The organism is Clostridium aciditolerans, assembly GCF_016316925.1.
GTDB lineage: Bacteria > Bacillota > Clostridia > Clostridiales > Clostridiaceae > Clostridium_AM > Clostridium_AM aciditolerans.
On sequence record NZ_JAEEGB010000003.1, the window covers coordinates 257,280 to 270,628 of the forward strand.

13 protein-coding genes are annotated in these 13,349 nt (G+C 30.3%); 6 read left to right on the forward strand and 7 right to left on the reverse strand.

Translation table 11 applies throughout. From position 1 onward, the window contains the following. Positions 1-74 precede the first annotated feature (74 nt). Together I6U51_RS02385 and I6U51_RS02390 are read left to right on the forward strand one after the other, a co-directional pair. Positions 75-911 (forward strand): sulfite exporter TauE/SafE family protein, encoded by an 837-nt coding sequence (locus tag I6U51_RS02385; protein WP_211140998.1) that lies wholly within the window; start codon positions 75-77, stop codon positions 909-911. Further along, the gene (locus tag I6U51_RS02390) at positions 911-1,270 is read left to right on the forward strand and encodes a DUF1634 domain-containing protein (RefSeq protein ID WP_211140999.1); all 360 of its coding nucleotides are present in this window, start codon (positions 911-913) and stop codon (positions 1,268-1,270) included. The genes I6U51_RS02385 and I6U51_RS02390 overlap by 1 nt, the downstream gene beginning before the upstream one ends. Positions 1,271-1,467: 197 nt before the next feature. Here the strand turns inward: I6U51_RS02390 and I6U51_RS02395 are convergent, their stop codons facing one another. The 4 genes from I6U51_RS02395 to I6U51_RS02410 all read right to left on the reverse strand — a co-directional run bounded on the left by I6U51_RS02395 (position 1,468) and on the right by I6U51_RS02410 (position 6,868). Next, on the reverse strand, positions 1,468-2,709 hold the full coding sequence (locus I6U51_RS02395; protein ID WP_211141000.1) for a HAMP domain-containing sensor histidine kinase: 1,242 nt from the start codon (positions 2,707-2,709) through the stop codon (positions 1,468-1,470). 6 nt (positions 2,710-2,715) lie between these two features. Beyond that, positions 2,716-3,411, reverse strand: a complete 696-nt coding sequence (locus I6U51_RS02400) for a response regulator transcription factor (RefSeq protein ID WP_211141001.1) — start codon at positions 3,409-3,411, stop codon at positions 2,716-2,718. A 202-nt stretch (positions 3,412-3,613) separates the two neighbouring features. Continuing rightward, complete coding sequence (locus tag I6U51_RS02405; protein ID WP_211141002.1) at positions 3,614-6,118, reverse strand: ABC transporter permease; 2,505 nt, start codon at positions 6,116-6,118, stop codon at positions 3,614-3,616. Between the two features lie 54 nt (positions 6,119-6,172). Further along, positions 6,173-6,868 (reverse strand): ABC transporter ATP-binding protein, encoded by a 696-nt coding sequence (locus tag I6U51_RS02410; RefSeq protein WP_211141003.1) that lies wholly within the window; start codon positions 6,866-6,868, stop codon positions 6,173-6,175. A gap of 303 nt (positions 6,869-7,171) precedes the next feature. Here I6U51_RS02410 and I6U51_RS02415 point away from each other — a divergent pair, with 303 nt between their 5' ends. Continuing rightward, complete coding sequence (locus I6U51_RS02415) at positions 7,172-7,636, forward strand: aminoacyl-tRNA deacylase (RefSeq protein WP_246517033.1); 465 nt, start codon at positions 7,172-7,174, stop codon at positions 7,634-7,636. A 117-nt stretch (positions 7,637-7,753) separates the two neighbouring features. Here the strand turns inward: I6U51_RS02415 and I6U51_RS02420 are convergent, their stop codons facing one another. After that, positions 7,754-7,918, reverse strand: a complete 165-nt coding sequence (locus I6U51_RS02420; RefSeq protein WP_211141004.1) for a hypothetical protein — start codon at positions 7,916-7,918, stop codon at positions 7,754-7,756. A gap of 336 nt (positions 7,919-8,254) precedes the next feature. On the opposite strand from I6U51_RS02420, the gene I6U51_RS02425 reads away from it, so the two are divergent. The 3 genes from I6U51_RS02425 (at position 8,255) to I6U51_RS02435 (ending at position 11,260) form a co-directional block, all read left to right on the forward strand. Then, positions 8,255-8,842: a hypothetical protein gene (locus I6U51_RS02425; protein ID WP_211141005.1), complete on the forward strand. Its 588-nt coding sequence runs from the start codon at positions 8,255-8,257 to the stop codon at positions 8,840-8,842. A gap of 898 nt (positions 8,843-9,740) precedes the next feature. Then, positions 9,741-10,052: a hypothetical protein gene (locus tag I6U51_RS02430; protein ID WP_211141006.1), complete on the forward strand. Its 312-nt coding sequence runs from the start codon at positions 9,741-9,743 to the stop codon at positions 10,050-10,052. Between the two features lie 533 nt (positions 10,053-10,585). After that, positions 10,586-11,260, forward strand: coding sequence for a DedA family protein (locus I6U51_RS02435; protein ID WP_211141007.1), 675 nt, complete (start codon positions 10,586-10,588; stop codon positions 11,258-11,260). Positions 11,261-11,383: 123 nt separating this feature from the next. Here the strand turns inward: I6U51_RS02435 and I6U51_RS02440 are convergent, their stop codons facing one another. Continuing rightward, positions 11,384-12,067: a GGDEF domain-containing protein gene (locus I6U51_RS02440; protein ID WP_211141008.1), complete on the reverse strand. Its 684-nt coding sequence runs from the start codon at positions 12,065-12,067 to the stop codon at positions 11,384-11,386. A gap of 151 nt (positions 12,068-12,218) precedes the next feature. Next, positions 12,219-13,331 carry an acyltransferase family protein gene (locus I6U51_RS02445; protein ID WP_211141009.1) on the reverse strand — a complete coding sequence of 371 codons (1,113 nt, stop codon included), beginning with the start codon at positions 13,329-13,331 and terminating at the stop codon, positions 12,219-12,221. Positions 13,332-13,349: the final 18 nt, after the last annotated feature.

The window sequence follows — 13,349 nt, forward strand, 5'->3', positions numbered from 1 at the left end:
TTTAATATGTATTCTTACCTGCTATAATAATACTTGAATTTGCTAATTTGTTCAAACTAAAAGGAGATGATGTTTTGTCATTAGTAGCATTAAAAATCTTAATAATATCTGTTATAGCTGGAGTAGTAGGTTCCGTTCTTGGACTTGGTGGTGGTACTGTAATTACTCCTGCACTTACATTATTATTCGGTGTTGATATAAAACACGCTATTGGAGCAAGTATTATTTCGGTAATTGCCACCTCTAGTGGATCAGCTGTAGCATATATAAAAGATAAAATAACTAATATAAGAGTAGGCATGTTCCTTGAAATAGCTACCACTACTGGAGCTATAACAGGAGCTTTCTTAGGAGGCCTAATAAATCCTAACTATCTTTATGTTCTCTTTGGAATATTGTTATTATACTCTGCTTTTGCAATGCTAAAAAAAGGCAAAGATGAATTGCCTCAGAATGTACCAGTTCATCCCTTAGCAAAGAAATTCAAGTTAAATGGAGAATACTATGATAAAGCTTTGCAAAAAAATGTTGCTTATAATGTAGATGGCGTACCAGCTGGTTTTAGCGTTATGTATGGTGCTGGAGTTATTTCAGGGCTTCTCGGGATAGGCAGCGGTAGTTTTAAAGTTATGGCTATGGACTTATGTATGAAACTTCCTTTAAAAGTATCTAGTGCGACCAGTAATTTTATGATGGGAGTAACTGCTGCCGCTAGTGCCGGTGTGTATTTTCTTAGAGGCGATATAGATCCTAAGATTGCTGCCCCTGTTGCCCTTGGAGTACTTGCAGGTGCTACAATAGGAGCTAGAATTATGCAGCAACTGAAAAGTAAAACAATTAGAAAAATATTTATACCTTTTCTAGCTTATGTAGCAATACAAATGATTTATAAAGGAATAGGAGGACACTAATGAAAGAAAGTAATATTGGAGAAATAGAACTTATAATAAGTAAATCTTTGAGAATAGGAGTTCTCTTGAGTTCATCAGTAATATTAACAGGACTCTTGATGTTTTTAATATCTGGACACAGTGGATACCCGGAAAATTTCTATCCAACTACGCCTTCTGCCGTAGTATCTGGTTGTTTGTCCTTTAAGCCCTATGCCATTATACTTTTAGGATTGATGATTTTAATAGCAATTCCAGTATTTCGTGTTGGTGTTTCAATTATTGTCTTTTTAAAAGAAAAAGATTATTTATATGTAAAAATTACCACTGTGGTTTTTATTATATTAATCATAAGCTTTTTAATGGGCAAAGTCGGATAAAAATAAACCTTGAATTAGCTTGAGAATAAATATTGAATAAACATAAGGACATATAAAAAAGGCTTGTAATAAGATTTGTTATGAATTTTTTAAGTAGATATATTTAAAAAGAATGTTTAAATATCTACCCATTGATCATCTTATCTAATGCAAGCCTTTTTAATATCGAAAGTTATAGCATTAAACAATTTATATGTTTAATATTTGAGAAATGTGACGATAAATTTTGTTCCTTTTCCTGCCTTGCTTTGTGCTTCAATTGTCCCATTATGCGCTTCAATTATTGATTTTGCTAAAGCTAATCCAATTCCTACAGAGTCACTTTTTCTTGAGGTTTTTGCTTTATAAAATCTTTTAAAAATATGAGGTAAGTCCTTCTCGTCAATTCCTTCGCCAGTATCTGCTATAATTATTCTTCTATAAATGGGATTTTCTGATAATTCTATGATTATTTCTCCTCCTTGTGCAGTATGCTCTATGCCATTTTTGATAATATTTATTAAAGCCTCTTCAACCCACAATTTATCATGCTTAAAAACTACTTCAGAAATTTCCTTGAAAACTATCTTAATATTATTTTGCAGTGCTTTGCTCCCTAGTGCATCTATTGAATCTTGTACAGTCTCATTCAAGCTTTGCTTTTCTTTTACAAATTCTATAGCTTTTGCATCGAGCTTAGCAAGCTTAAGCATGCTTTTGATTAACCAATTCATTCTATTAAGCTGATTTTGATTATTCAATAAGAAAGTTTCTCTTTGCTCCTTTGATAGATCTTTGCTTAGTAAGATATCGTTATATACAATCATTGATGACAGAGGAGTTTTTAACTGATGAGATATATCAGATAATAAGTCAACAAGAAATTGCTTTTCATTTTTAAGGGCATCTATATTATTCCTAATAATTTCTCTCATAGAATTAAAGGAGCTTGCTAGCTTAGAGAAGTCTCCTTCTTTATTTTCATTAATTGCTAAGTCATAATCCCCATCAATCACTTTCTTAGCCCCAATAGTTAACTTTCTAATTTTTTTATAAAAGAATATATATTGAAAATAATTAAATACGAAAAATATTGCAGACATAAATATAAACAAAAAAATAATACTGTAATTGTTTTTTTTGATATTCTTGTTAACGTAGGGAAAAACTTCACTTTCTAAATCTTTATTTACACCATATCGATTTAAAATTATCCTGCCTTTATCAGCCTCTTCTTGAGATACTTCTCTTGTAATAATCGGTATAATTTCTTTTTCGAGCTCTGGATTTTTATTTATTACTCTTACAGTAATAGCTCCTAAGCTTTTTATGTAGTCATCTTTCAAGTCGTCATGATGTAATTTTAGTATAAAAGATTCTAAACATAAAAATATAATCATTAAAAATAGAAGTATAGAAGAGCTTAATTTTAATTCAGGATTAATAAAATATTTTTTCATGCATATCTACTCCTTAACAACATCCTTATCCCATTTGTACCCCAATCCTCTTAGTGTCACTATATATTCTGGATCCTTGGAACTATCTTCTATTTTCTCTCTTATTCTCTTGATATAAACAGACAATGTATTTTCGTCGAAAAAAGACTCTGCCCCCTCTGTTAGCTCATTTAATATTTCATCTCTTTTAATTAAGACCTTTGGTTTATTCATAAATATTAATAAAAGCCTATATTCCTGAGCTGTTAGAATAACTTCCTTGTCCTTTTTCTTTACTATTGCTTTTACATTATCAACTACTATATTTCCACTTATAAGCTTATTTCCTATAGATGATATTTTAGAACTTCTTCTTAGTGATGCTTTTATTCTTGATAGAAGCTCTCTAACTCTAAAAGGCTTTGTTATGTAATCATCACCACCTATTTCAAGTCCTAACACTATGTTAACTTCATCATCACATGCAGTTAAAAATATTATTGGTATATCACTTTTAGTTCTTATGGACTTACATAATTCATATCCATTTCCATCTGGCAAATTAACATCTAATAATATTAAATCAAACTGATTTAGACGAAGTAAATTTTCTGCTTCAGATATTGTTGATGCTCTACAAAGCTCATAGCCTTCATCTTTTAATGTAAACTCTATACCAAGTGCTAGAGATTCATCGTCTTCTACTAGCAATAATTTGTACATACACTTCACCTCTTTTAATTTTCTAGAAACATAACTAATTTAATAATACTTGATTTATATATTAAATTGAAGATATAAATATGTAATTCTTAAGTTCTTATCCTATCTTCTAGATAATGCTAAAAATAATGTCATGGACTATGCAATCCATGACATTAATATCTGATACCCTCACAAATTCTCTTTAACTCTTTATATTACATTAAAAATCTTCCCTAATAGCTTCAATTAAATTTTCTTTTCTGATCCTCGAAAGCGGTGATAGTACTGAAAGGTACCCAATTACTATAGCCGCGATGCCAGCAATGGCTACTGCACTCCATGGAAAATTCCATCCAAACTCTCTCACTCCGCCTAAACCTTTATACATTGAAAATGATAAGGCGCATGCTATTATTGATCCGTATATAGTACCAACTATACCATACATGAATCCTTCTAAAACTATCATTTTCTTTAATCCTTTTTGAGTTAAACCAATAGATTTTAATGCAGCAAATTCTCTTTTTCTTAATATAATATTTGTTGTTATTGTGTTTATTATATTAACACTTCCTATTAAAGATACAACTACAACAAATCCGTATATTAATATCTTTACCATTAGTATTGAAGTCTTTGTTTTTCTATTTTGTTCTATATTATCAATTACTCTTAATGAAGAATTTGATTTTATTGCGGTTTCTATTTCTGTTTTTGCTGCTTCTTCATTTTTAACATCTTTGATTATAATATTTAAACCTACCGGTTCAATACTATTCTTATTAGTTAACTTTTTAGCAACTTCTTCAGTTGTAATAAACTTTAACCCCTCTTGTGATCCCCAGAAATTAAAAGGCTCATTTTCAACTATCGCCATGACTTTAACCTTTTTAGTCTTTGCTTTGTCAAATTCAATTTTTTTATTGCTATCTCCTGCGATTTCGCTATATTGAAGATCTATTTCATCTCCTACTTTTATATTAGCAACTGGCCCTACATGCTTCTTTTGTGTTTTATCATTGAATATTGTATTTTTGCTAATTAAAATTACTCCATTTTCTTTATTTAGTTTTTCTACATTAATATCACCAGAAGTTAAATATTTTTTAGAAGCTTCTAAAGCCCCTTGATCATAAACTGCTGTATATCCATTTAAAATAGTTTTTTGATTATCACTTGAATTAGTCTTATTATATACTTTACCCATATCTTGAATTTCTTTAATTTCTTTACTCTTATCTATAGCTATATCAAAATGATATGCATCATAAACCTTATATATCTTATCTATATCATTTACACTTTTAAGATTATCTCTTATTTTTTCGTTTATATATGCCTCTTCCTTTGTGGCTTGTGAATTTCTTATAACTGAGAAGTGGATGTTTTTTGATTCATTAGCATCTTTTCCTATAGTTAATGTCATATCCATGAAAGACTTAAAGGTAATAAATAATACAACACTTATCACTATTGAGAAAACAGTTACCCTATATCTCTTTTTATTTCTTTTTATGTTTTTAACTGCTAGTGCTGCTTCAAAACCAAATACTTTTCCGATAACTCTATTTTTTCTTCTTTTTATTTTTTCTTTTGTTATAGCTGTCCTACTGCTTATGGCTACTAATGGTGATATCCTGCCAGCGAAAATTGCTGGTATCAATGCTGACAAATATATTGATATTAGGCCAACACCTCCACTTATAGCCATAATATTAGGATCTATTACTGGTTTCATAGGAAAAACCGATTCTCCACCAATTAGTTTAAAAGCAAAGCTTATTCCATATATAGCTATAATACCACATACTAACCCCAAAGGAACACCTATGGCAGCTAAAACTGTTGCCTCTTTTAATACAATTTTTCTTATTTGTTTTGGAGTTCCTCCTACAGCCCTTAAAAGGCCAAACTGCTTTATTCTTTCCACAACACTTATTTGAAATGAATTATATATAACTGCTATAGTCGATACAACTACTATTCCAATGATTATACCTAGTGTAGCATATAATCCAGCCATTCCCGAAGCTTTATCTCCAGCACCTTGCATCATAAGAAGATAAGTATTTTCTCCAACTTTATCTTTTTCAGTTAATCCTTTTAGTTCTTTTACTGCCTTTTTTAAATTTACTTTTGGACTTATTTCCACTAGCAGCATAGACTTTGACTCATCGATTTTATTATTTTTAGTTAATAAAATTCCTTTATTTTCAATTTGACTCCCTATATTATCCTCCAATATACCTACAAGAGTATATTCTTTTTCATTGACCTTTATTTTATCTCCTATTTTGCCATTTTTATCAATACGACTTAATGCCCATTTTTCTATTGCCACTTGATTTTCGTTTTCTGGAAACTTACCTTGTTTCACTTTATAAGGGAGAAGTTCTAAAGCCTTATCTGTAGCTATTGTAACATTAACAGTTAATTTTCCTTCTAATTTAGTTTCTTCACCTACTGTATAAAATCCACTTCTAGAAACCTTGGGATTATTTGTTATTTTAGAAATTAAACTTTGGTTTGCTTCTTTAAAGGCTAGTTGCCATGACCCATAGGAATTTTTAGCGTCATCTATTTGGGCATTTTGTATTCCTTTAAAGAAAAGCCCAATTGAAGATATCAATGCAACTGACAGTATAATTCCTATAATAGTAAGTAAAGTTCTTTTCTTATTAGTCTTCAAATATTTGCCCGTAAGCTGTCCATAGTTAGTTATCATTGGGTTACCTCCTAGTATTCCTTAATTCCACATCCTGATATTAATTTACCTTGACTATGCACCATATTTATTTCTTAGATACTTATCAGAAACAATTTCACCATCTTCTATGGTAATTACTCTATCAGCCATTGAAGCTATATTAATATCATGAGTAATAAGTATTAATGTTTGGCTATACTTTCTAGCTGTAAATTTCAATAATTCAATAACCTCTTTTGAATTCTTACTATCAAGGTTTCCCGTTGGTTCGTCTGCAAGTATTATTGAAGGTTTATTTAATAATGCTCTTCCAATTGACACCCTTTGCTGTTGACCACCTGACAGCTCGGAGGGAAGATGATTTTTTCTCTCCTTAAGTCCTAATATTTCAATAATTTCTTCTAAATAGCTTTTATCCACTTTATCATTATCTAATAGTGCTGGAAGAGCTATGTTTTCCTCAACATCTAAAACTGGAATTAGATTAAAGAATTGAAATATAAATCCTATCTTCCTTCTTCTAAATATTGCAAGCTTTTCTTCTTTATAGTTATAGATACTTTCACCATCAATTATGACTTTGCCCTTTGTCGGTCTATCCAAGCCTCCAAGCAAGTGAAGTAATGTACTTTTACCTGAACCAGAAGCCCCTACAATTGCCACAAATTCCCCTTTATTTACTGACAGATTTATATCTTTAAGCGCTTCAACTATATTTTCACCTTTTCCATAAGTTTTGTTTAAGTTTTCAACCTTTAGAATTTCCATATATATCTCTCCTCTGTTTTATTATCACCATGCTTAAATTATATATCACTACATTTCATTACTCCATGTCATTTAACTTACAAGAAAGAAGTTTCCCTTACAATTTAGTAAGAAAATTAAAAGTTGAGAATGAAGATATCGAAATAATAAAACAATCTATATTAAAATCTGAGAATACTTTAAAAAATTCCTTTATTCGCATTGGTAAAAACTATATAATTATATTAATAAATAAAGTCATATTCGTAATTTATTTCAAAATATTATTGTAAATATATTTAAAATCGAAATGGAGTGATAAAATTGAAAGAATTTGAAGAAAAATTAAAAAAATATATAATAGAGAATAACATAGATGCAGAACAATATATTTATGAGAATACCTGCCACTCTGTACAAGAGGCCGCATCTGCCGCTAATGCATCTCCAAAAGATATTATAAAAAGTATATGTTTAATAGATAACAATGGTAATCTTATTGTTGCTATTGTTAAAGGGGCAGATAGGGTAAGTACATCAAGGGTAGCAAAAGCATTAAACATAGAAATTCCAAAAACTGCAACTCCTGAAGAAATACTCGATAAAACTGGATACATATGTGGAGGAGTGCCGTCATTTGGCTATGAAGCTATATTTTTAATTGACCCAAAAGTTATGGAAAATGAGCTCGTTTATACTGGTGGAGGCTCACCTTATTCATTAACAAAAATTTCAACAAAAGTATTACATCAGATAAATAAAGGCCAAATAGTTAGAGTAAGAAAATGATTTTTTCTTTATAGTATTCTTATTTTATAAATTTAAACAAGCCTACATCTACTTTCAGATACAGGTTTATATGATATAACAAAATTCATTTATTTTGGACATGAAAAAAGAGAGCAATTACTCTCTTGAGTTCTCTTTATCAGATTTTATACCTTTATTTCCTAATTCCTTTTCTGCGGCTGGGAGAATACCTAATCCACCAATACCGAAGGCCGTCATATTATTTAACTGTTTTACTATTTCGTTTTCTTTATTATTAATTTCTTTATCCTTATGTTCCATATTATCACCTCAATTATTATAATAACCACTGGTACGATTTAATATTCTACATAAAAAGAGTCCGTTATGAGCTCTTAAAAATATGCTTCTAATGCATTATCAACTGCTTTTGATATTTTATGATTTTTGTTACTTAGGCTAACTGGAGAGGCTTTCTTTTCCTCTCCTACGTTTCTTTCTTGGTTTATTCTTTAATATCTTATGTTCTTCTGGCTGCTGCTCCTTTACTACTTGTCCTATTTTCATTACCCCTCACTTCCTTTTCAAAATTTTGTAACCTTATTTTGAATCCTGCATATTATACACTGTGTGTAAAAATTTTATGGAGGATTATCAATGTATAGAAACGAAAATCAAGACATTGATCAGAACTTTGACCAGGATCTTAATCAAAATTCAAATTTAGATGATACTCGTTGGCATAACAAAGAACATCACGAAGAACATCACCATGAGCATCATCATGGACATCACCATTTTGGAATGTGTTGTCCTATGATATGCTGCTGCCCTATGATGTATGGACCTCATATGATGTTAAATCAAATGATGTCAAATCAAATGATGCCAAATCAAATGATGCCTACTCAAATGATGTCAAATCAAATGATGTCAAATCAAATGATGCCAGACCAAATGATGCCTAATCAAATGATGTCAAATCAAATGATGTCAAATCAAATGATGTCAAATCAAATGATGCCTACTCAAATGTCTCCATCACAGGTTTCTCCTGCTCAAATGATGCCTACTCAAACAATGCCATCTAGCATGGACCATAAATGTAAATGTGGAGATCATATGATGTATAGAGATGATGACATCAATAATGATAGCATCAATGACGATGAATTCAGACAATATTATCAAAGACCTTATTATTATACTCCTTACTATTATCCATACTATCCATATTATCAATAGATAAAATTAATAATAAATATATACCTAGATCAATTAAAGATAACTGCAGCTTAAGCTGCAGTTTATTTTTATCCGATCACTACTCGCTCTAATACTCCCTCGCACTCTGTGAAAGCGACTATCACCAAATCGTAACTCTGTGTAAGCGATCATCTCCAAATCATAGATTTGGGATGCCTGCTTAACATTTGGGATATCTGCTTTTCTAAAAGAGAGAGTAAAGAGCGGCTACATCCCTGGATTCGTTCAGCTAAGAATCAGATGGGGGTTAAATGCCTAAATGGCATTTAACGGGCAAATCCCAGGGTCGTAGACGAAACTCCATCTGATTCAAGTTTCACTTTATCTAATTTCTTTAAAAATAATAAGTACTGACATCTCTGCCAGTACTACAACGTGGAGGTAATTAATGTATTTTATTCTAATCAATTTCATTATATGATTAATTTATTATAATGTTACATTTAAAAATAAATAAGCACTGGTATTTCTACCAGTGCTTTAGCAAATAGGAATTTGTAAAAAGGGATATATAACGTCTCCTAAAAGTGTGCATGACTTAGGATGACAATTATTATTATAATTACTAATTGTTACACCAATATGTCATTGCTATTAAATAACTATGTACTTTTTTAACAACTTGTAAAAAAATAAACACTAGCATTTCTACCAATGCCATTGGGATAGTTGTTGTAACAAACAGAATTCGAACCTGTTATGTAAGCCCAAGTTGCTTATTGTCCCATATTAAAAGGGAGTTTCCTCCCCTTCACTGTTGCCACACAGCTTTTCTTTTTATACGTCCACAGTAATCTCCATCTATTTTTGACTTTTAGTAACAATTTATATATTTATCCATAATATAATATTGTAGTAAAATTTATGGAGGTATCTCATGAATAACACGGACCACTACAATGACAATAATGAAGACATAATTGAAAATTACTATCAGCCTAGAAATATGAATTATCCTACTTATCCCATGTATTCTTGCCCCCTATGCAACTATCAAATGTCTATGAGGGATGAATACTACGATTCATACGAATATGATGATCCAGATGAATATTATGATTTAGATGAATCTGATGATCCAGGATACAGGCAAAAACATCGTAGAAGACGCAGGCGTAGACGTAGACACCCACGTTTTGATGATCGGTTCTTTTTTCCATCGCCATTCTTCTTCCCATTTTTCTTCTAATCCGAAAGATATTAAGACTAATGGGATTAGTATCAATAAGAATCCTTGCACACCAATTGCCCCTGGTGTGCTTCTTTAATCTTCTTAACAACTACACATTTTAAATATAATAAGCACCTGGAGTTAACCAGGTGCTTTACTGTTGCCATCCAGTTATTCCTCCCTCGCACAGACACATGTTAACGGATCGCCATATTGTTTGCTCATATATATTCTCTCTTTCATTTGATTATTCTTTGAGAATAGAGTGTTGTAGCTCTATCCTCAGATTTTTGAACTGTGTGATTATCTTATGAAAAATACTCTTCTAATTCTTTTTCAGACCCTTTTGCACATATTCCTTTTTACCTTTATTGATTTGGACTTTTTCAAGAAAATAAAACTTGAATAAACAATTTCTTAACATAAATCTAAGTATTTTTTAATCTGATTTTAATCTTATATAGATAACATAGAATATGATAAAAATAGATTAAATTGAAACTTACTAAGCTTTTTAGTAATTAATTATGTTTTAACGAAAGGAGAAGGATATGAGTATTATAGGAACTTTCATTAATGTAATACTACATCTTGATAAATATTTAAATGTAATATTACAGAACTATGGAATGTGGACATATGCTATTATATTTTTAATTATATTTTGTGAAACTGGATTGGTTATTACTCCATTCTTACCTGGAGATTCAATTCTTTTTGCTACAGGAGCAATTGCCTCTATGGGTGCACTTGATATTTTTGCTTTGTTTATTATTTTTTATATCGCTGCAGTAGTTGGTGATACTGTAAATTATCATATAGGGAAAAAGATTGGAAGAAAGATTTTAGAGAAGGAAGATATAAAGTATATAAATAAAGAATATCTAAATAAAGCTCGTAAATTTTATAAAAAAAATGGGTCACTGACTATAGTATTAGGAAGATTTATCCCTATACTAAGAACCTTCGTACCATTTGTAGCTGGCGTTGGTGAAATGAACTACACTAATTTTATAGTTTACAACATGACGGGAGGGTTTGTATGGGTATCAATATTTTTATGGGGAGGATTTTTCTTTGGAAATTTACCTTTTATAAAGAATAATTTTTCTTATGTATTGATAGCTATAATAGTAATATCACTTATCCCAGCAGCTGTTACATTTATTCAAGAAAAGAGAAACGGGGGTAACAACGAAGATAATGCCCTTAATACAAAAATTTGATAGCACTCTTAAGATTTTATTTAAAAGAGCCTGCATAATTAGATGCAGGCTCTTGTTATAATAAAATTCCTTTATTACTAAAATGAGATTTACTACTAAAAAAGAGATGTTGTTTTCGTAAACTTATAAGTTATTCAAATTTATAACAGTATTTTTAGTCTGCTTTGCCTTGTATAGCGCGCAGTCAGCTAAATCTACAAAAGTGTCTATACTTAACTCTTCTTTTATAGATGCGATACCGATACTAATTGTAATTTTAATTGCAATACTATTAAAACAGAACATATACTCTTCTATAATTTGTCTAATTCTTTCTGCCGTATTGTACGCATATTCCTGGCTGGTTTCTGGAAGAATTATAGCAAACTCATCTCCTCCCCATCTAATTATGCTATCTCCTTTTCTGATGTTAAGAGATAGGACATTTGCTAACTGAGTTACGAGCTTATCACCTATTACATGACCATAAGTGTCATTAATAACTTTGAAGTTGTCTATATCTATCATAAGCAGAGATACCACAGATTTTTTCTTCTTTAACTTTTCCAGTTCCTCATTCATTTTTAAATAAAAGAACCCCCTATTGTTTACTTTTGTTAGCGCATCTTCGTATACCCCTTTGTGAAGCCTTTGAATTAACTTACCACATCGAAATGCAAAAGCCATATCAATTAAAGCTATAAAAGACCATATCAAAAAATAATGATGTTTTTCTAGATTTACGGTTAATAAATAGCCTATAACGTGTAAGACTAATACAGATATAGTTATAATGTATGGCACGAATTTTATAAAAAACCTATTCATGATAAAGCACTCCTAATTTGGAAATTTAGTTAAATATTAATATGAAAACCTTTTATATATTTATTGTACCATATTTATTGCGACTTTTATCTGCTATTTTTATAAAAATATTCAATTTTTTGGAATACAAAAAAGCTGCTTTTAGCAGCCCTTATAATTTTATATATTTATTTTTTGAATACATCCTATTCATAATCCACATCCAAAGAATAACATACAGTATTGAAAAATATAAAGAATCAAGCCATTCACCGGCCCAAGGTGTTATAAATTTAAAGGTAATCCATGGACAAAAGCCCAAAACTTCTTTAAATTGACTATCATATATAGGAACTCTCCAAAGAGTTTTTCGTATAAGTTCTGAAACTAAATAAACAAAAATAGGACTACTTCCCAATGCAGTAAAAGGTCTAAACAAGCCCTCTTTTTTGTAAATGTCACAAATTAGATATAGTATAGCTATACTTAAAGCTGCAGCTCCAGCTGTTACTAATATAAAAGAACTAGACCATATAGCTTTATTAAAAGGAAATACTTTATTAAATAAAAAAGCACCAACTAAAGAGATTGTCCCAAGAATTCCTATATTTAAAACCCTATTATAATCACTTTTGCTTTTACATACTAAAAAATAACCAATTGTACATCCTAGAGTTCCAGAAGAAATTGATGCTAATGTACTTAAGATTCCCTCTGGGTCCCAGGTTTTTAAGGCTAAATGTCCACTTAAAAATCTAGAGTCAATTCTTTGGACTAAGTTTCCTTCCATTTCAAATCCATAAGGCTTTAATATTAGATAATACCCTATAATTATTATCAAAGAAACAGCAATTAAAGAACCAACAACTTGACTATCTTTCTTTGTATTACATTTTATTGATATGTATATTAAACTAGAAAATAAGTATACTATACCGATTCTCTGCAAAACCCCTGGAATCCTGATTGAAGTAAAATCGAATAGTGGAAAACCATTTAAAAATATGCCTAACATTATTAATATAAAACTTCTTATAAAAACTTTTAAAATTACGTATTTTTTATTATTGCTCTCAGACAACCTCCTATTCATTACAATAGGAATAGCCATACCGGTAATCAATATGAAAAATGGAAATCCAAAATCAGCAAAAGTTAGTCCATTCCATGGCACATGTCTTAATTGAACATAATTTCTATCTCCATTACCAGGATTATTACATAAAACCATTATGGCTACTGCAAAGCCTCTCAGTACATCTATAGCTTTAATTCTTGAACCCAAAATATAATGTCCTCCTCT